Genomic DNA, 18736 nt, shown 5'->3' with positions numbered 1-18736 from the left:
CCGGCACGGACGGCGGACGGGAGGCTCGTGGCGGCGTCGCCACGGGCCTCCCGTCCGTCGTCGGATCGCCTCAGTCGGCCGTCGATCCGGCCGGCTGGTCCACCGACACCGCACCGTCGGGTCCGACCGACGCGGTGACCGTGACCGCGTGCGGACCGGGGTCCACCAGCAGGCGGCGCCTGCCGTCGGTCGCCGACCCGGCGAGCAGCGCCGTCATCGAGCCGGTACCGCCACCGGACGAGACCTCGACCGACGACTCGTCGAACCACAGGGTGAGCGCCACGCGGTCGCCGTCGGGTCGGACCGTCACGGCGACGTGCCGCTCGAACGCCGCGGGGAGCCCGTCGGCGGCGGGCCGGTCGAGTCGGAGCGAGGCGTCCGCGGCGTCGTACCGGAGCCCGAGCCGTCGGCGGCCGTCGGCGTCGTCGACGTCCAGCCGCACCTCGCCCGCCGCCTCGCGCAACGTGATCGCGACCTCGACGCGGACCACACCGGGGAGCTCGTGCGTGCTGGCCGGGTCGTCCTCCTGGCGCAGCAGCTCCTCCGCTCCGCCCGCCGGTCCCACGATCCGCTGCACCAGTTCGAGGCGTCCGTCCCGCTCGGTCAGGCCGAGGACCCGCGCGGCGGTCATCGCGCCGCGCCACGGCCGGGTCGGCAGCTCCTTCGCGTAGTCCCAGTTGTCCATCCAGGCGACGAGGGTCCGGTCCGGTCCCTCGGTGCCCGAGAAGGTGACGCCGGCGTACGCATCCGGACCGTGGTCGAGCCACCGGTACGTCGCGAGCTCCTCGGTGGACTGCTGCCGCCACGAGCCGTCCGGCAGCCGGGTCTCGGCCGGCAGCGGCTCGTCGGGGACGAACCGCTCGCCGTCGAACTGCCCGAGCACGACGTGGGTGCCGGACCCACCCGCGACCCCGCCGGGGTTGAGGCTGATCAGCAGCACCCAGACCACGCGGTCCGGGTCGCCGTCGACGGTCAGCGGGAACAGGTCCGGGCACTCCCACACCCCGCCGACCGGACCGGCGGGGCCGTAGGTCGACACGAGCGTCCATGAGCGCAGGTCGGTCGAGCGGTGCACGAGCACCTGGCGGTCCTGGGCCTCGACCGCGACCATGATCCAGCAGGGGCCGTCGGCGCCCTCGTACCGGAACACCTTCGGGTCGCGGAAGTCGGCGGACCCACGGCGCAGCACCGGGTTGCCCGGGTGCTTCCGCCACCGGTACCCACCGTCCGTGCTGGACGCCAGGGCCTGCGACTGCTCGGTCTCCGCCGCCTGCGTCCAGATCGCGACCAGGGGCGGGTGCTCCGCCGATCCGAGCCCGCTCGTGTTCTCCGCGTCGAGGACGACGGAGCCCGAGAAGACCTGGCCGTCCTCGTCGGCCTCGAGTGCGACCTCGTGCTCGGTCCAGGTCAGCAGGTCGGTGCTCGACGCGTGCCCCCAGCCGACCGTGCCGTGGTCGATGCCGTTCGGGTTGTGCTGGAAGTACAGGTGCCACCGGCCGTCGTGGCGGACGAGCCCGTTCGGGTCGTTCATCCAGTTCCGGGCGGGGGTGAAGTGCACCCGGGGGCGCCGGAGCACCGTGGTCTCCGTCTCCGCCACCGTGCTCACTTGACCGACCCGGCGGTCAGGCCGCGGACGAAGAACCGCTGGAGCGACAGGAACACCACGAGGGGCACGATCAGCACGATGAACGACCCGGCGGCGACCAGGTTCCAGCCCGATCCGTACTGTCCGAGCAGGCCGAGCAGGCCCTGCTGCAGCACCGGGTTCGTGTTGCCGATGAAGATGTACGCGACGAGGTAGTCGTTCCACACCCAGAGGAACTGGAAGATCGCGAACGACGCCAGCGCCGGCAGGGACATCGGGACCGCGAGCCGCCAGAAGATCTGGAAGTGCGACGCACCGTCGACGCGGGCGGCCTCGATCAGCGCGACCGGCAGCGTCGACATGTAGTTCCGCAGGATGTAGATGCACAGCGGCAGCGCGAACGCCGAGTGCACGATCCAGGCCGCGGGGAAGGTCCCGGTGATCTGCAGCCCGGTCGCCTGCGTGATCGACTTGTAGAGCTGCAGGACCGGGATGAGCGAGATCTGCACCGGCACCACGAGCAGGCCGACGATGACCGCGAAGTAGAACTCCTTGAACCGGAACTGCAGGAACGTGAACGCGTAGGCCGCGAACGCCGAGATCATCAGCGGCAGGATCGTGGCCGGCACCGCGACCGCGACGCTGTTCAGGAACTCGGCCGCCAGGCTCTGCCCGGTGCCGGAGGTCGCCCCGGTCAGGGCGTTCGAGTAGTTGTCGAGGGTCCACTCGGTGCCGAACAGGTTGCCGAAGACGGTCCACCACCCGGTGCTCTGGGCGGCGGTCGTGGTGCGGAAGCTCGTGATGAGCAGACCGATCGCGGGCACCATCCAGAGCACGGCGATGATGCCCATCACGATGCTGAGCAGGACGCGGGGACGCTGCACGGCGCTGGTCTTCGTGACCCGCTCGCGCTTCGTCGCGACGAGCTTCGGGGCACCGGCCACCGGGACGATCTCGGTCATCGGAGGGCCTCCTGTTCACGGTAGGTGCGCACCTGGTACACGATGACCGGCACCACGGCGAGGATGAGGATGACGACCACGGCGGACGCCTTCCCGGGGTTGTTGAAGGCGAAGAACTGCGAGTAGAACTCGACGCCGAGCACGTTCGTGTCGAACTGCCCGTTGGTCATCGCGAAGACGATGTCGAAGATCTTCATCACCGTGATGAGCACCGTGATGCCGACGGCGATGATGGTCGTGCGGATCTGGGGTGCGATCACGCGGAAGAACGCCTGGCGCTCGCTCGCACCGTCGATGCGTGCCGCCTCGATCGTCTCCTCGGGCACGGCCTTGATCGCTGCGGACAGCAGGACCATCGCGTAGCCGGCGTTGAGCCAGATCACGACCGCCATGAGCAGGAAGCTGTTCATCCGCAGGAAGTCGTTCTGCAGCCACGGGATCGGGTTCTGGTGCGTGATCGCGGTCCAGATGCCGTTGAGCAGGCCGACCTGCGGCTGGCCCGGAGCGTTGTACGCGTACACGAACGACCACATCGACGCGGCGGCGATGAAGCTCACCGACATCGGCAGGAAGATCAGGGACTTGAAGGTCTTCTCGCGCTTCGGGCCGAGGCGGTCCGCCAGGGTGGCCACGAGCAGGCCGATCACGACCACGACCGCCGGGACGACGATGATCCAGAGCAGGTTGTTGAGCAGGGTCGACAGGAACGACGGCGTCGAGAAGAGCGACACGTAGTTGTCGAGTCCGCCGAAGGACGTCAACCCGTACTGGTCGGTCTTCTGCAGGCTCTGGATGACGGTCTGCACCGTCGGGACGACCAGGAAGACGAGCAGGAGGAGCAGGACCGGGCCGATGAACACGTAGGGCAGCAGGCGACCGTGCCACTTGCCGTGCGTCTTCGAGACCAGGAAGTTGAGCCCGAGGTAGATCAGGAACGAGACGGCCAGTCCGCCGATGACGGAGACGAGGACGCTGAGGACTTGCTGCACGAGGGGTCACCTCACTTCGTTGTCGGGGTGTGCTGTCGCGGCGTGCAGGCGCCGAGGGCCGTGGCGGTGCCCGGTGGGCACCGCCACGGCGAGGTGGGGGTGTTACTGGGACGGCCAGGAGTCGTCGATGGCCTTGAGGGTCTGGTCGAGGGACTGCTGTCCCGCCGTCCAGGCCGTCAGGTTCGTCCACTCGGTACCGGCACCGACGGCGCCGGGCATCTGGTCGGAGGCGTCGAATCCGAAGACCTTCGAGTCCTTCACGGCCTGCTGGGCGACCTTCTGGAACGGGCTGGTGTACTCCGAGGCCGGGAAGTCGTTGTGCGGCGAGAGCGCGGCGGACCAGTTCTTGGCGTAGCCGTTCGTGCCGAACTCCTTGCCGACCAGGTAGTCCACGACCTTCTTGGTGTCGTCGTCCGTCTTGAACGCGGCGACCAGGTCACCACCGCCGAGCGTGCCGGACGTCGCGGCGCCCTCCGGGGTCGGGAGCGGGAAGGCGTTCACGTTCGTCGTGTCGCCCTTCGCGATCTGCTGCTGGATCGTCTCCGGGAAGTTGCCCGTGATGAACGTGCCCTGGCGCATCATGTAGCACTGGCCGGCCGACTTGCCGCCGTCGACGAACAGGTTGTTGCCCGCAGCGCCGAAGTCGGTCGAGGCCATGGCCTTGCCGCCGCCGTTGACCGCGCCGTCGGCGAAGATCATCGACTCGACCTTGCCCGCGGCCTTCTTGACCAGTGGGGAGTCGAACTTCACCTTGTGGGTGATCCAGTCGTCGTACTTCTCGAGGCCGCCGTAGCGGAGCACGTACTCCTCGAGCCAGTCCGTCATCGGCCAGCCGTTCGAGCCCTGCGACGCGATGCCGACGCACCACGGGTAGCCGGAGCCGTCCTGGATGATCTTGTCCTGCAGCGCCATGAGCTCGGCGTCCGTCTTCGGGACCTCGTACCCCTTCGCCTTGAAGGCCGCCGGGTCGTACCAGACGAGCGACTTCACGTTGATGTTGTAGGGCAGGCCGTAGGTCTTGCCGTTCACCTTCGCGATGTCGGCGAGACCGTTCGCCTCGTCCGCCGTGACGCTCTTGACGTCGATCAGGTCGTCGAGCGGCTGGATGCCCTGGCTGATGAGCGACTTCAGCACACCGGGCTGGGGGAAGATCGCGATGTCGGGGGCCTGGCCGCCCTTCACCTGGGTGACGATCGACGTCTGGAAGCTGTCGCTGCCCGAGTACTTGACCGTGATGCCCTGGCTCTTGGCCCACGTGTCCAGGTCCTTCTGGAACGCCGTGGCCTGTGCACCGGTGAACCCACCGGAGATCGTGACTGTGCCGTCCGACGACGACCCGGATCCGCCGGCGCTGCAGCCGGTCAGCGTCAAGCCGGTCCCGACCGCGAGCGCGGCGGCGACGGCGATGCCCTTACGAAGCCTCATTACTTCGACCTTTCACTCGCACAAACCCAAATCGTTTTGTGTCGAGGAAGAGCATCACACAGGGCGCAACCGCTCGCCACGGGCGGAGGTCACGAACGAGTAACGGTTGCCGATCCGATCGAGTCGCGGACGACGAGCTCGCCGCGGAGCCGCTCGACCCCGGCACGCGGTGCCTGCGGCGCGGGCAGCGCCCCGGTCTGCTCGAGCGCGCGACGGACGGCGGCGCGCCCCATCTGCTCGTGCGGGAGCGCCACGGTGGTCAGGCCCGGGCGCAGGGCTGCGGCGACGAGCTGCAGGTCGTCGATGCCGACGACCGACAGGTCCCGGCCGATGCGCATCCCGCGCTCCTCGGCGACCTGGTAGACCCCCATCGCCATCTGGTCGTTGAAGGCGAACACCGCGGTCGGGCGCTCGGCGTCGTGCCGGTCGGCCGCTCCCGGCGACACCGGCCCGAACAGCTCCGTCGCCGCCCGGTGACCGGCCGCGGCGTCCGCGACCTCACCGCCCGCGCGGACGACCACGGGGGTGCCGCCGGCCGCGACCAGGGTTCGCTCGTACCCCTCGACGCGGCCCGTCACGGCGGGACCGGCACCCTCGACCGTCAGGTGCGCGATCCGGCGGTGGCCGGCGTCGAGCAACGCCCGGACCGCCGTCGCGGCGATGTCCTGCTCGTCGGGCACCACGGACGGTACCGGGGCCGCCGGGTCGAAGGCGTCGAGCAGCACGGTCCGGGCCGGGTCGAGCGACCGCGGCAGGCGGATGACCCGGTTCGACGCCGAGGCGAACACCACCGCGTCGACCTGGCGCTGGATCAGGGCGTCGATGCGCGGGTCGTCGAACGCCCCCGCCGCGATGTCGACGATCATCAGGACGTGGTCGTGCGCGGCGGCCTCGGCCTGTGCCCCGACGATGATCTTGCCGGCGTACGGGGTCGATGCGATCTCCTCGGACACGAAGCCCAGCACCGCGCGACGGTCGGTACGCATGGCGCGGGCGATGGGGTTCGGGGCGTACCCGAGCCGCTCCACCGCCTCCTCGACCCGCAGGCGCGTCCGGGCGCTCACGGTGCCCTTGCCGCTCAGGGCGTGCGACACCGTCGTGATCGACACCCCGGCCTCTGCCGCCACGTCGCGGATGCTCGTCGATCGCGCCACGTGGTCTCCTGCCCTCTGCCGGTCCGGCTCGACGGCCCTGCCGGGAACCACCCGCGGACCGCACGTGCTGAGCCTAGTCACGCAGTCGGCGGACGCGGGGCCCTCGACGGGCTACCGCTGCGCAGGCGCTCCCACGGCGAGCGCCGACGCCAGGGTCGCGATGAGGCCGAGGCGGGCGAAGTACGGCCGCGCCCCCACGGGGAGCAGCGCGATCAGGGCGAAGGCGTTCGCTGCCGTGTCCGCGAGCCGGTCCTGCTCGGTCGCCGACAGCGGCACCCCGGCGGCGACGAGGGTCGCCCAGCCGACGATCTCCGCGCTCGGCAGCTCGGGGTCGCAGGCGCTGGCACGGTCCACGCCGTCGGGCAGCGGGGTGACGCGGTGTGCCTGCAGGACCGCCTCGAGCTCTTCTCGCATCGGTCCACCGTAGAGAGTCGCTCGGCCCGGGTCACAGGGAACCGGGGGACGGCTCGGCCCCGTCGCCGGGTGGGTTCTCGGCTCGCCCGGGTTGAGTGGACCGGTGCAGTCCTCATCCGAACCGACGCAGAACCCGGCCGACGGCACCCTGCTGTCCCTCGTCTACGCCAGCCGCGCGGTCGTCGGGTTCGGGCTCGACGACCTCGACGAGCTGCTGGAGCACGCCCGCACCGCGAACGCCCGCGTCGGGGTGACCGGTCTGCTGCTCTTCCGTGACCACCGGTTCCTGCAGCTGCTCGAGGGGCCCACGGCGGCGGTGCGCGAGAAGATGGCGTTCATCGCCGAGGACCCTCGGCACGACCAGGTCACCGTGCTGCTCGAGGAGCACGTCCCCGCACGGCAGTTCCCCGACTGGTCGATGGGCTACGCCGCTGAGACGACCCTGCAGCGCGCTGCGGTGCCCGGGCACCGCACCACCTTCGACGACCTCGACTTCCTGCCGGACGACCACGGTGGGGCGCCGGACCTGGGGGCGGTGCGGGAGCTGCTGCAGTGGTTCCGGCAGGACCGCGACGGCAGCGGGGCGGACGCCGGCACGGCCCGCGCGCGCTGACTCCACCCACGCGACACGACGCCGGACGGGAGGCACGGCACCGGCCCGCACCGCGCCTCCCGTCCGGCGGAACGCACGTCCGCGGTGTGTCCCGACGTCCCGCGCCGCGCCTCCCGTCCGCCCCGTGACGGTTCCGCAGCGCACCGCTCACCGCAACCAGCGGTACTCGTACTCCGGACGGCCCTGCCCGCGGTGGCGGACGTCCTTGCCGACCTGCCCGGCGGCGGCCAGGTGCTCGAGGTACCGCCGCGCGGTCACCCGCGACAACCCGGTGGCTTCGGCGACCTCGGAGGCCGACCCGCCGTCCGGCCGCTCGAGCAGTACGTCGCGGACCAGCCCGAGCGTCTCGGGCGCGATGCCCTTCTCGTGGTCGGTCGGCGCGACCGGGCGCAGCGTCCGGAGCCGCTGGTCGATGTCGGCCTGCGTGAGCGCCCGACGGTCCTCGAACCCGCGCCGGAACTCGCGGTACGACGTCATCCGGTCGGCGAACGACCGGAAGCTGAACGGCTTGACGAGGTACTGCACGACCCCGAGGGCGATCGCGTTCCGCACCGCGCGGACGTCGTGTGCGGCGGTGACGGCGATGACGTCGACGGCGGAACCGGCACTGCGCAGGGCGCGGACCAGCTGCAGGCCGTGGGCGTCCGGCAGGTTGAGGTCGAGCAGCACGAGGTCCGGTCGCTCCGTCGCGACCGTCGCGAGCATCTCCCGACCGGTGCCCACGGTGCCGACCACCGTGAAGCCGTCGAGGCGCGCGACGTACGCCGCGTGCGCCTCTGCGGTCAGGGGCTCGTCCTCGACGACGAGGACCCGGATGGGCGCGGTCACGACGGCACGTTCCCCGCGGTCAGGTCCACTGTGAAGGTGCTGCCGTCCGGCCCGGTCGTCACGTCCACGGTGCCGCCGGTGCGGGTGAGGGTGGAGCGGACGAGGTCGAGGCCGATGCCCCGCCCCTCCGGCCCGGCCGGCTTCGTCGACCAGCCGCGCTGGTAGACGGCGCCGACGTCGGCGATGCCGGGTCCGTCGTCGCGGACGACGAGCCGGACGTGTCCATCGATCTCGGCGACCGTTACGTCGACGCGGCCCCGGTCCCGGTCCCGGCCCGGTCCGGTGGCCGATCGGGCTCCAGCGACGGCGTCGACGGCGTTGTCGACGAGGTTCCCGACCACGGTGATGACGTCGCCGGGCGCGGCCGGGACGGCACGGAACAGGCCGCGCGTGTCGGCGACGAGGTCGACGCCGCGCTCGGCGGCCTGTGCGCGCTTGGCGGCGAGGAGGGCGTCGAGCACCTCGGGAGCAGTCCGGGCGGGGCCGTCGGGGCGGTCGTCAGTGCGGTCGTCGGGGCGGTCGTCCGCACCGGGTCCGTCGGTCTCCGTGCGCCCGACCGCACGGTGGCGCTCGACCTCGCTGTGCCGGTCGATCTCGTCGGACGCGAACCGGATCGCCTCGTCGACCCGGCCGAGCTCCATGAGCGCGACCACCGCGTGCAGTCGGTTGGCGAACTCGTGCGTCTGCGAGCGGAGCGCATCGGTGAGCGTCCGGGTGGCCGCGAGTTCCCCGGACAGGTGCAGCAGGTCCGTCTGGTCGCGGATCGTCGCCACGGTGCCGATGGGCTTCGTCGACCCACGCGGGAACGCCATCTCCTGGTTCACGACGAGCACCCGGTCGCTCGTGGCGTACGTCTCGTCGACGGCCCGGTCGCCCGACGCGAGCAGGGTGCGCAGGGCGTCCGGCACGTCGAGCGCCGCGAGCGGGACCGGCTCCTGGTGCTCCCCCGGCACGGGCAGGTGGAGCAGTTCCGCGGCGCGGTCGTTGTGCAGCACCACGGCGCCGGACCGGTCGACCACCACGAGTCCCTCGTGCACCGAGTGGAGCACGCCCTCGTAGGACGCGAAGACGCGGGCGAGCTCCTCCGGCCCCCGCCCGGCGGTGACGCGACCGAGGTACCGGCTCAGCAGCCACGAGAAGAGCGCGGCCACCGCGACGACCGCCAGGGCGAGCAGGACGACCGAGGTGAGCCGGGGCACCAGGGCGGTCGAGATGTTCGCCACGGTGACACCCGCGGCGACGAGTCCGACCACGCGCCCGTCGGCGTCGGTGATCGGTGTCACGGCCCGCACCGAGGGGCCGAGCGTCCCGGAGAACGTCTCGGTGAAGGTCCGTCCCTCGAGCGCCGGCTGCACCGTGCCGCGGAACGGCCGGCCGATCTCCGACCGGTCGGGGTGGGTCCACCGGGTGCGGTCGGGCGCCATGATCGTGATGAAGTCCGTGTGGGTGCGCCGCATCAGGTCGAGGGCGTACGGCTCGAGGCGCTCCGAGGGGTCGGCGGTGTCGACCTGGTCGAGCACGAACGGGTTGCGGGCGATGGACACCGCGACCGCGGTGGACTTCTCGGCCGCGTCCGCCTCGAGGTCGGCCCGCGCGGACGCCCAGCTCCAGGCACCGCCGACGGCGACCCCGACCACGACGAACAGCAGCTGCAGCGCGAAGAGGCGCGCGGCGATGCTCCACCGACGGGGTACCACTGTGCTGCCTCCTCGCTCCGTTGCGGGACGACCATCCTCGCGCACGAGAGCCCCTCCGCGCAGCACGCCGTGAACGTTGTGAACACAAGTCGATCCCGTGGGCCGGTCCGAGCGAGGGTGTGTGGCGTTCCCCCGAGGACGAGCCGACCGGAGCGACGCCGCCCCGGTCCTGACGACAAGGAAGTCTCATGGCATCGACGCACCCGACCACCGCCCGCCCCCGGCGCCGCGGTCTGGATCGCTCGCACTGGCTCTACATCGCGGTCATCGTGGCCGTGCTCGCCGGCATCGTGGTCGGCCTCACGGTCCCCGACTTCGCCGTCGGACTCAAGCCGATCGGCGACGGCTTCATCGCCCTGATCAAGATGATGATCGCCCCGGTCATCTTCTGCACGATCGTGCTCGGCGTCGGCTCCATCGCCAAGGCGGCGACGGTCGGCAAGGTCGGCGGCCTGGCGCTCGGCTACTTCATCGCCATGTCGACCTTCGCCCTGGCGATCGGCCTCGTGGTCGGCAACCTGATCCACCCGGGCGACCACCTCGACATGTCGAAGGCCACGTACGAGCTGCCGGCCGGCACCGAGGAGAACGCGTCGTCCACCTCCGGGTTCCTGCTCGGCATCATCCCCGCGACCCTCGTGTCGTCCCTGACCAGCGGCAGCATCCTGCAGACGCTGTTCGTCGCGCTGCTCGTCGGCTTCGCGCTGCAGGCCATGGGCGAGAAGGGCGCGCCGATCCTCACCGGCATCCGGCACCTGCAGGCCCTGGTCTTCCGCATCCTCGCGATGGTGATGTGGGTCGCCCCGGTCGGCGCCTTCGGTGCCATCGCCGCGGTCGTCGGCGCCACCGGCGTCGCAGCACTCGTCGCCCTGGGGACGCTGATGGTCGCCTTCTACATCACCTGCATCGTGTTCGTCGTCGGTGTCCTCGGGGTCCTGCTCCGGGTCGTGACCGGCGTCAACATCTTCAAGCTCATGAAGTACCTCGGCCGCGAGTACCTGCTCATCGTGTCGACCTCCTCGAGCGAGGTCAGCCTGCCGCGCCTCATCGCCAAGATGGAGCACCTCGGCGTCTCGAAGCCCGTCGTCGGCGTCACCGTGCCGACCGGCTACTCCTTTAACCTCGACGGCACCGCGATCTACCTGACCATGTCGTCGCTCTTCATCGCGAACGCCCTCGGCACCCCGCTGAACGTCCCGGAGCAGATCTCGCTCCTGGTCTTCATGATCATCGCCTCGAAGGGTGCCGCCGGGGTCACCGGCGCCGGGCTCGCCACCCTGGCCGGCGGCCTGCAGGCGCACCGTCCGGACCTGGTGAACGGCGTCGGCCTGATCGTCGGCATCGACCGGTTCATGTCCGAGGCCCGCGCGCTGACGAACTTCACCGGCAACGCCGTCGCCACCGTGCTGGTCGGGACGTGGACGAAGCAGATCGACAAGCAGCAGGTCGAGCGGGTGCTCTCCGGTGCGGCTCCGTTCGACGAGCGGACGATGTCCGCCGACGACCACGGCCACTCCGGGGCCCAGCAGCCCGAGCGGATCTCGACCGAGGCAGTCCGCACCATCGTCGAGCCGGAGCACTCGACCACCACCCGCCGGTAGTCCCCCGACACGAGGAGATCGACGATGATCACGAACCCCAACCACACGAGCCCCGCCCCGCACACCGTGCCCGGCTCACCCCGCGTCGCACTGGAGGCGTGGGTCGCCCGGATCGCGTCCCTCACCCGCCCCGACCGCGTCGTCTGGTGCGACGGTTCGGCCGACGAGACCGCCCGCCTGACCCGGCAGCTCGTCGACGAGGGCAAGCTGGTCGCCCTCGACCAGGAGCGCCGACCGAACAGCTTCCTCGCCCGCTCGGACCCCGACGACGTCGCCCGGGTCGAGGGACGGACCTTCACCTGCTCCCGCACACCCGAGGACGCCGGCCCGACGAACCACTGGCGGGAGCCGTCCGCGATGCGCGACGAGCTCGAGGAGCGCTTCGCCGGGAGCATGCGCGGCCGGACGATGTACGTCGTGCCGTTCTCGATGGGGCCGGTCGGCGGGCCGATCTCGCAGCTCGGCGTCGAGGTCACGGACTCGGCGTACGTCGTCCTGAGCATGGGCAAGACGACCCGTCTCGGGCACGAGGTGCTCCGGGCGATCGACACCGGCGTGCCGTGGGTCGCGACCGTGCACAGCGTCGGGATGCCCCTGCGCGACGACGCCGGCGCCGAGCAGCCGGACGTCGCCTGGCCGTGCAACCCGACGAAGTACATCGTGCAGTTCCCGGAGACCCGCGAGGTCTGGTCGTACGGCTCCGGCTACGGCGGCAACGCCCTGCTCGCAAAGAAGTGCTTCGCGCTCCGGATCGCCTCGGTGATGGGCCGCGACGAGGGGTGGCTCGCCGAGCACATGCTGCTCGTCCGGCTGACCTCGCCCGAGGGCCGCGCCTTCCACGTCGCCGCCGCGTTCCCCTCCGCGTGCGGCAAGACGAACCTCGCCATGCTCCAGCCGGAGTTGCCGGGCTGGTCCGTCGAGACCATCGGCGACGACATCGCCTGGCTCCGCCCGGGTGCGGACGGGCGGCTGCACGCGATCAACCCCGAGGCGGGCCTGTTCGGCGTCGCGCCCGGCACCGGCCCCGACACGAACCCCGTCGCGGTCGAGACCATCGCGGCGGACACGATCTTCACGAACGTCGCGCTGACCGACGACGGCGACGTCTGGTGGGAGGGGCTCACGCCCGAGCCGCCCGCGCACCTGGTCGACTGGACCGGCGCCGACTGGACGCCCGACAGCCCGACGCCCGCGGCGCACCCGAACGCCCGCTTCACCGTGGCGCTCGACCGCGTCCCGACGCTCGCCGTCGGGTGGGAGCACAGCGTCCCCGTCGACGCTGTCGTGTTCGGCGGTCGCCGCTCGACGAACGTGCCGCTCGTGGCACAGGCACCGACCTGGGCCGAGGGCGTGTTCATGGGCGCGACGGTGTCGTCCGAGCAGACCGCCGCGGCCGAGGGCACGGTCGGGGAGCTCCGCCGCGACCCCTTCGCGATGCTGCCGTTCTGCGGGTACGACATGGCGGACCACTGGTCGCACTGGCTCGAGACCGGTGCACGCCTCGGTGACGGAGCACCGGCGGTGTTCCAGGTCAACTGGTTCCGCAAGGACGCGGACGGCGGCTTCCTGTGGCCGGGCTTCCGCGAGAACGCCCGCGTGCTCGAGTGGATCGCCCGCCGGGTCGAGGGCAGTGTGCCGGCGGTGGAGAGCCCGGTCGGCCTGCTCCCCGACCTCGACGACCTGGACGTGCGCGGCCTGGACCTGCCCGAAGCGCGGCTCGACGCGCTCTTCGCCGTCGAGCCCGGGCCGTGGCTCGAGGAGTGCGACCTGACCGAGGAGTTCCTCGCCGGGTTCGGCGACCGCACGCCCCCGGTGTTCACCGCGATCCTCGACGAGCGCCGCGCAGCCCTGCACGCCGAGGCACACGAGTCCGCACCCGAGTCCGCGCCCGCGCCCGCGTCCGCGTCCGTCCGGCAGGCGGCCTGATGCCCGCCGGCGTCCCGACCACGACCGGGGTGTCCACCGCCGCCGAGCGCGCGGACCTGCAGCGCGCGTGGGAGGAGAAGCTCGCGGCCGCCGAGGCGATGGTGCCGCTCATCGGACGGCTCTACCGGCGGGACGACGTCGTGCCGTCCGTGCACGGCCGTCCCCTGGTCGGGCAGTCCCCGATCGGGATCGTCAAGGCGCACCGCTCGAGCCGCCGGGTCGACGAGACGGAACTGCCGGTCGCGACGAGCCTGGCGATCCTGACCGAGCTCGACACGATGGCACTGTCGTCGGTGTCGGTGGACCTCGGCGACCTCGCCGCCCGCCACCGACGTGACCGTCTCGGCAGCAGCCTGCGCGAGTTCCTGGCCGACGAGTTCTTCCTGCACCGGGGCACGGCGGACGGACCGCACCGCGACGTTCCGCGCGACGTCGTCCTCTACGGGTTCGGGCGGATCGGTCGGATGCTCGCCCGGATCCTGCTCGAACGCGCCGGGGAGCACGCCCCGCTCGCCCTGCGCGCCGTCGTCGTCCGGCGCCGGGGGCCCGACGACCTGGTCAAGCGCGCGAGCCTGCTCCGTCGGGACTCGATCCACGGCCCCTTCGCCGGCACCGTCACGGTCGACACCGAGCGCGACACGATCACGGCGAACGGCACCCTGGTGCAGTTCATCTCGGCCGACTCCCCCGGCGCTGTGGACTACCGCGCGCACGGCATCGAGGACGCGATCGTCGTCGACACCACCGGTCGCTGGCGTGACGCCGAGGGGCTCGGGCAGCACCTGCTCGCCCCCGGAGCGGCCCGCGTGCTGCTCACCGCGCCCGCGAAGGGCGACGTGCCGAACGTGGTGCACGGCATCAACCACGACGGCATCGGCGACGACACGGTCGTGAGCGCCGCCTCGTGCACCACCAACGCGATCGTCCCCGTGCTCAAGGTCGTGGCCGACGCCTACGGCATCGTCCACGGGCACGTCGAGACCGTGCACTCCGCCACGAACGACCAGAACCTGGTCGACAACTACCACCCCGCCGACCGGCGCGGTCGGGCGGCGGGCCTGAACATGGTGATCACCGCGACAGGTGCCGCGAAGGCCGCCGAGAAGGCCCTGCCCGGACTCCGCGGCCGGCTCACCGGGAACGCCGTCCGCGTCCCCACGCCGAACGTCTCGCTCGCGGTCCTCCACCTGACGCTCGGTCGCCCGGTCGGACGCGACGAGCTGAACGGGGTGCTGCGGGAGTCCTCGCTCACCTCGGTGCTCCGGCGGCAGATCGACTACGTCGAGTCACCCGAGATCGTCTCGACGGACCTGCTCGGCAGCCGACGAGCGGGGATCGTGGACGGGCTCGCGACCATCGCGGACGGCTCCGAGCACGTGGTGCTGTACGTCTGGTACGACAACGAGTCCGGGTACAGCCGGCAGGTCCACCGGGTCCTGCAGGAGATGGCCCGGGCCGCCGACCGGTGCGACCCGGACCACCTCAGCCCCTGTGCATCGCCCAGAACGCGTCGATCCGCTCCCGGTCGCGCCACCAGGTGACGTCGACCTCGCGGGTCAACGCGTCGATGAGGCCGCCCTCCTCCCCGGGCACACGGCTGTCCACGACGAAGCGGTCCATGACGAACCGGCCGGCGCCGTCGAGGATCGGGGCGTCGCCGTCGCAGGTCTCCAGGAGGTAGCAGTCGAAGGCTCCGGTGTCCGTCCAGATCGGTCGAGCGGCCACGGAGGAACCCGCGGCCGACCCTGATCCGATCATCCCGACGATGCCTCGGCGGTCCCACTCCGCGAGCCCGGGCACCGCGGGGTGGAGCTCGATCTCCTCCGGCGGTGGAGCCGCCCGCAGCCGTTCCCACCAGCGTCGCACGGACGCATCGTGCCACGGACGGGCTCGCGCGTCCACCGGTTGCGTCGCCGGGCTGCCCAGGGGCCCGTGCGGGTGACCACGTGCCCGGGTGCACAGTGGTCGGGTGACCACCACGAACGAGATCCGCGCGGTCGCGCAGACCGCAGCCCGCCCCGTCGACGACGCGAACAGCCTCGTGTCCACCACGATCCCCGAACCGGTACCCGGCCCGCACGACCTGCTCGTCGAGGTCCGCGCGGTCTCGGTCAACCCGGTCGACGTCAAGCTCCGCGGTGGCTCCAAGCCGGACGGCGGACTCCGGGTGCTCGGTTTCGACGCCTCCGGCACGGTCCGCGCCGTCGGTGGGGCGGTCACGCTCTTCGCCCCGGGGGACGAGGTCTCCTACGCGGGTGCGATCGATCGACCGGGCAGCAACGCCGAGCTCCAGCTCGTCGACGAACGCATCGTCGGGCGGAAGCCGTCGACCCTGTCGCACACCGAGGCCGCCGCACTCCCGCTCACCGCGATCACGGCGTGGGAGAGCCTGTTCGACAAGCTCCGGATCACGCCGGACGCAATCGGGACGCTGCTCGTCGTCGGCGGTGCGGGCGGTGTCGGATCGATCGCGATCCAGCTCGTCCGGGCCCTGCTGCCGGGCGTCCGGGTGGTCGCCACCGCGTCCCGCCCGGAGAGCGAGGCGTGGGTGCGCGGCCTCGGTGCCCACGAGGTCGTCGACCACCACGGGGACCTCGCCGCGCAGGTCCTCGCACTCGCCCCGGACGGCATCGAGTGGATCCTGACGACGAACTCCTCCGGTCAGCTCCCGGTGTACGAGCGCATCCTCCGCACGTTCGGACAGATCGTGGCGATCGACGACCCCGAGCAGGTCGACGTCGTCGCGTTGAAGTCGAAGGCGCTCACGTGGCACTGGGAGTTCATGTTCGCCCGGTCCCTGCACGGCGCCGCGGACCTGCAGGAGCAGCACCGGATCCTCGACCGGGTCGCGGACCTCGTCGACGAGGGGCGCGTCCGCGGGACCGCCACGACCGTCCTGCGGCCGATCACGGCCGAGACCGTGCGCGAAGCTCATCGCCTGGTCGAGAGCGGACGGGTCATCGGCAAGGTCGTCGTGACGGACGAGCCGGAGGGCTGAACCGCGCGGTCCGCGCTCCTGAGGGCGTCCCAGGGGCCGGACGCGACTGCCGATCGCTCGGGACCGAGCCCCGTCGGTCGGTCAGGAGGCACGGACCACCGTGCGCCGACCGGCGGCGGTGATCCGGGCCTCCCGTCCGACGCCTCGGTGCCGGTCGGTCAGCCGGCCTGCATTCCGCGCTGGGCGATGCGATGCGCCCCCTCGCCGTCCGACCGCTCGAGTGCGCCGAGCAGGCGGAGCTTCTCGGCGTCGGCCGACCCCTCGTCCGCGTAGTAGAGCACCAGGACGACGTCGTCGACGGTGACCTTCTCGCGGTGCAGGTGCAGCGTCCCGACCTCGGGGTGCCGGACCACGGTCGTGTTGCCGGCGAGCGGTCGGACGTCCTGCCGCGCCCAGACCTCGCGGAACCTGGCGCTCACCAGCGACAGTTCGCCGACGAGCTCGATCGCCCGGTCGTCGTCGACGTCGGTGCCCAGGGTGTGCCGGAACGCTGCGACCATGTCGACCACCGCGCGGTCCCAGTCCTGCTGGAACGCGCGCTCCTCGGGGTCGAGCAGGAGCGACCGCAGCCGGTTGTGACCGGGGGTCATCCGCGGTGACAGTGCCGTCGCCAGGGCGTTGGCCGCGAGGACGTCGAGCGTGCGGTTCTCGACGAAGGCGGGCACGTCCACCGCGGCGAGCAGGTGGTGCAGGCGGTCCGGCATCCGATCGGTCCGACGGGTGCGGCGCCGCCGGGGCCGGGGTGCCGCGAGGTCGGCGAGGTACTCGCGCTCGACGTCGTCGAGGTCGAGCACCCGAGCGAGCGCCTCGACGACCTGCTGCGAGGGGTTGCGGTCCCGGCCTCGCTCGAGACGCAGGTAGTAGTCGGCGCTGATGCCGGCGAGGAGTGCGACCTCCTCGCGCCGGAGCCCGGCGACCCGGCGGCGCGGCCCCGACGGGAGCCCGACCTGTTCCGGCGTCACGACCGCCCGCCTGGCCGCCAGGTACCGACCGAGCCGGTTGTCGTCTGCGCGTTCCTCCACGGAGCACACGGTATCCGGGCACGTCCTGCGGAGCGGGGGCCCTGTCACTCCCCCGGAAGACCGCGGCCTGTCGGACCTGCCGAGCGCGGAGCGACCATCGGTGCACCACCACCGAACCGGGAGGACGACCCACATGGACATCAGCAACCGCACCGTCTTCATCGCCGGAGGCACCTCGGGGATCGGCGCCGGTCTCGCCCGCCGATTCCGCGACGCCGGTTCGACGGTCGTCGTCGGCGGACGGCGCGCCGCCGACCTCGACGACGTCCAGTCGGTCACCGTCGACGTGACGGACGCCGTGTCCGTCCTCGCGGCCCGCGACGAGGTCCTCGCAGCACACCCCGACCTCGACCTCGTCGTCACGATGTCCGGTGTCATGCTCACCGAGGACCTGCGGGACCCCGCGCACGTCGCGCAGGCCGAACAGTCCGTCGCCGTGAACCTGCTCGGCACCATCCGCGTGGTCGACGCGTTCATGCCGCACCTGCTCGCGCGGGGGCACGGCGACGTCCTCACCGTGACGTCCGGGATCGGCTTCACCCCGTTCCCGCTGATGCCGACGTACGGCGCGACGAAGGCGGCGGTGCACTCGTACACCGAGTCGCTCCGCGCGCACCTCGCGGGCACCGGTGTCGGCGTCAGCGAACTCGTCCCGCCGGCCGTCGCGACCGCGGGTCAGGAGCGGCTCAACCCGAACGCGCTGCCCCTCGAGGCGTTCCTCGACGAGGTGGTCGGCCTGCTCTCGCAGGACCCGACGCCGCACGAGGTCGTGGTCGAGCGGGCCCGGCCCCTCCGCTGGTCCGAGCGGGACGGCACGTACGACGAGATGCTCGCGCAGCGGTCGCAGGCACTGGCCTCGCTGCCGGGCCGCTGAACGGTCGGTCGGGCCCCCAGGGATCGTCGCCCGAGCGCCTCACACGCTCGGGCACGGCCGTCCCCGAGCACTGCCTCCGTCGCCGGGAGTCACGCGACGACGGTCGACCCGGGCGTCAACGCCCGGTGCGACCGCGGATCGGCTCGGCCGACTCGATCTCGGACCACAGCAGGGTGGCGGCGTGCCGCAACCGGTGGAGGCCGTTGTGCTCCAGCGTCGCCGACGCTCCCAGCGTGTCGAACACCCGGTCCAGTGCGCGCTCCGTGATCGCGCGGACGCCGAACTGCAGGTCCTCGGCCGCCTCGCGGTCCAGGGCGCCGGACAGCAGCTGTTCGGCCGCGGCCACCGCAGCCACCGCGAGACCGGACGTCTCGCGGAGGACCTCGACGAACTGCGGGTCGTCAGCGGCGAGGAGCGTGTTGCCGTCGTGCTGGACGCGCGTCCGACCGACGGTCAGGCGCGTCGCCGTCCGGACGAGTGAATCGATCAGGGCCGCTCCCAGCAGGACGCGCACGGCTTCGGGGCCGAGGCCGGCACGGTCGGCCGCTGCCTCCGCACGCGCACGGAGCGACGGGGGCCACGGGTCGGCATCCGGTGCCGTACCGTCGACGAGCCAATCGGGCACAGCTGCTCCCCCTCCACGGGTCC

The 18736-nt window shown here is 72.0% G+C and carries 17 protein-coding genes; 6 read left to right on the top strand and 11 right to left on the bottom strand.

Annotated elements, in window-relative coordinates; translation table 11 throughout:
- Positions 1 to 70 precede the first annotated feature (70 nt).
- From LCG91_RS03335 to LCG91_RS03310, 6 genes are all read right to left on the bottom strand, one after another.
- Positions 71 to 1606: a glycoside hydrolase family 32 protein gene (locus tag LCG91_RS03335; RefSeq protein WP_224442483.1), complete on the bottom strand. Its 1536-nt coding sequence runs from the start codon at positions 1604 to 1606 to the stop codon at positions 71 to 73.
- Positions 1603 to 2547: a carbohydrate ABC transporter permease gene (locus LCG91_RS03330; protein WP_082687410.1), complete on the bottom strand. Its 945-nt coding sequence runs from the start codon at positions 2545 to 2547 to the stop codon at positions 1603 to 1605. Before LCG91_RS03330 ends, LCG91_RS03335 begins: the two co-directional genes overlap by 4 nt.
- Positions 2544 to 3536, bottom strand: coding sequence for a carbohydrate ABC transporter permease (locus LCG91_RS03325; RefSeq protein WP_058748928.1), 993 nt, complete (start codon positions 3534 to 3536; stop codon positions 2544 to 2546). The genes LCG91_RS03330 and LCG91_RS03325 overlap by 4 nt, the downstream gene beginning before the upstream one ends.
- 102 nt (positions 3537 to 3638) lie before the next feature.
- Positions 3639 to 4961: an ABC transporter substrate-binding protein gene (locus tag LCG91_RS03320; protein WP_224442482.1), complete on the bottom strand. Its 1323-nt coding sequence runs from the start codon at positions 4959 to 4961 to the stop codon at positions 3639 to 3641.
- Positions 4962 to 5050: 89 nt separating this feature from the next.
- A complete protein-coding gene (locus LCG91_RS03315) occupies positions 5051 to 6115 on the bottom strand; it encodes a LacI family DNA-binding transcriptional regulator (RefSeq protein WP_058748926.1) in 1065 nt (354 codons plus the stop codon).
- A 111-nt stretch (positions 6116 to 6226) separates the two neighbouring features.
- Positions 6227 to 6529, bottom strand: coding sequence for a hypothetical protein (locus tag LCG91_RS03310; RefSeq protein ID WP_058728480.1), 303 nt, complete (start codon positions 6527 to 6529; stop codon positions 6227 to 6229).
- Between the two features lie 103 nt (positions 6530 to 6632).
- Between LCG91_RS03310 and LCG91_RS03305 the strand changes: the two genes are divergently transcribed.
- Complete coding sequence (locus LCG91_RS03305) at positions 6633 to 7142, top strand: BLUF domain-containing protein (RefSeq protein WP_058748924.1); 510 nt, start codon at positions 6633 to 6635, stop codon at positions 7140 to 7142.
- 147 nt (positions 7143 to 7289) lie between these two features.
- Here LCG91_RS03305 and LCG91_RS03300 read toward each other — a convergent pair whose 3' ends face one another.
- Both LCG91_RS03300 and LCG91_RS03295 read right to left on the bottom strand, forming a co-directional pair.
- Complete coding sequence (locus tag LCG91_RS03300; protein ID WP_224442481.1) at positions 7290 to 7970, bottom strand: response regulator; 681 nt, start codon at positions 7968 to 7970, stop codon at positions 7290 to 7292.
- Complete coding sequence (locus LCG91_RS03295) at positions 7967 to 9667, bottom strand: ATP-binding protein (RefSeq protein WP_224442480.1); 1701 nt, start codon at positions 9665 to 9667, stop codon at positions 7967 to 7969. The genes LCG91_RS03300 and LCG91_RS03295 overlap by 4 nt, the downstream gene beginning before the upstream one ends.
- A gap of 188 nt (positions 9668 to 9855) precedes the next feature.
- Between LCG91_RS03295 and LCG91_RS03290 the strand changes: the two genes are divergently transcribed.
- From LCG91_RS03290 to LCG91_RS03280, 3 genes are read left to right on the top strand one after another with little or no spacing between them, the layout of a single operon-like run.
- Positions 9856 to 11268 (top strand): cation:dicarboxylate symporter family transporter, encoded by a 1413-nt coding sequence (locus LCG91_RS03290; RefSeq protein ID WP_224442479.1) that lies wholly within the window; start codon positions 9856 to 9858, stop codon positions 11266 to 11268.
- Between the two features lie 24 nt (positions 11269 to 11292).
- On the top strand, positions 11293 to 13194 hold the full coding sequence (locus LCG91_RS03285) for a phosphoenolpyruvate carboxykinase (GTP) (RefSeq protein ID WP_224442478.1): 1902 nt from the start codon (positions 11293 to 11295) through the stop codon (positions 13192 to 13194).
- Positions 13194 to 14735 (top strand): glyceraldehyde-3-phosphate dehydrogenase, encoded by a 1542-nt coding sequence (locus tag LCG91_RS03280; RefSeq protein WP_224442477.1) that lies wholly within the window; start codon positions 13194 to 13196, stop codon positions 14733 to 14735. Before LCG91_RS03285 ends, LCG91_RS03280 begins: the two co-directional genes overlap by 1 nt.
- Here LCG91_RS03280 and LCG91_RS03275 read toward each other — a convergent pair.
- Positions 14677 to 15060, bottom strand: a complete 384-nt coding sequence (locus LCG91_RS03275; RefSeq protein ID WP_153001678.1) for a hypothetical protein — start codon at positions 15058 to 15060, stop codon at positions 14677 to 14679. The genes LCG91_RS03280 and LCG91_RS03275 overlap by 59 nt on opposite strands.
- 103 nt (positions 15061 to 15163) lie before the next feature.
- Here LCG91_RS03275 and LCG91_RS03270 point away from each other — a divergent pair, with 103 nt between their 5' ends.
- The gene (locus LCG91_RS03270) at positions 15164 to 16192 is read left to right on the top strand and encodes a zinc-binding alcohol dehydrogenase family protein (protein ID WP_224442476.1); all 1029 of its coding nucleotides are present in this window, start codon (positions 15164 to 15166) and stop codon (positions 16190 to 16192) included.
- Positions 16193 to 16350: 158 nt separating this feature from the next.
- Here the strand turns inward: LCG91_RS03270 and LCG91_RS03265 are convergent, their stop codons facing one another.
- Positions 16351 to 17214, bottom strand: coding sequence for a helix-turn-helix transcriptional regulator (locus tag LCG91_RS03265; protein WP_224442475.1), 864 nt, complete (start codon positions 17212 to 17214; stop codon positions 16351 to 16353).
- Positions 17215 to 17347: 133 nt separating this feature from the next.
- Here LCG91_RS03265 and LCG91_RS03260 point away from each other — a divergent pair, with 133 nt between their 5' ends.
- Positions 17348 to 18088: an SDR family oxidoreductase gene (locus LCG91_RS03260; RefSeq protein ID WP_224442474.1), complete on the top strand. Its 741-nt coding sequence runs from the start codon at positions 17348 to 17350 to the stop codon at positions 18086 to 18088.
- Positions 18089 to 18203: 115 nt separating this feature from the next.
- Here LCG91_RS03260 and LCG91_RS03255 read toward each other — a convergent pair whose 3' ends face one another.
- Positions 18204 to 18713 (bottom strand): hypothetical protein, encoded by a 510-nt coding sequence (locus LCG91_RS03255; protein WP_224442473.1) that lies wholly within the window; start codon positions 18711 to 18713, stop codon positions 18204 to 18206.
- Between the last annotated feature and the right edge of the window lie 23 nt (positions 18714 to 18736).

It is taken from the genome of Curtobacterium sp. TXMA1, assembly GCF_020162095.1.
Taxonomy (GTDB): Bacteria; Actinomycetota; Actinomycetes; order Actinomycetales; family Microbacteriaceae; genus Curtobacterium.
Note: the sequence above shows the minus strand (reverse complement) of the source record. Positions and strands in the feature narration are given on the sequence as shown.

Excerpts from the sequence above, each read along its gene's own strand:
- LCG91_RS03330 (WP_082687410.1), bottom strand. The coding sequence starts at position 2,547 with ATGACCGAGATCGTCCCGGTGGCCGGTGCCCCGAAGCTCGTCGCGACG.
- LCG91_RS03320 (WP_224442482.1), bottom strand. The coding sequence starts at position 4,961 with ATGAGGCTTCGTAAGGGCATCGCCGTCGCCGCCGCGCTCGCGGTCGGG.
- LCG91_RS03310 (WP_058728480.1), bottom strand. The coding sequence starts at position 6,529 with ATGCGAGAAGAGCTCGAGGCGGTCCTGCAGGCACACCGCGTCACCCCG.
- LCG91_RS03290 (WP_224442479.1), top strand. The coding sequence starts at position 9,856 with ATGGCATCGACGCACCCGACCACCGCCCGCCCCCGGCGCCGCGGTCTG.
- LCG91_RS03285 (WP_224442478.1), top strand. The coding sequence starts at position 11,293 with ATGATCACGAACCCCAACCACACGAGCCCCGCCCCGCACACCGTGCCC.
- LCG91_RS03280 (WP_224442477.1), top strand. The coding sequence starts at position 13,194 with ATGCCCGCCGGCGTCCCGACCACGACCGGGGTGTCCACCGCCGCCGAG.
- LCG91_RS03260 (WP_224442474.1), top strand. The coding sequence starts at position 17,348 with ATGGACATCAGCAACCGCACCGTCTTCATCGCCGGAGGCACCTCGGGG.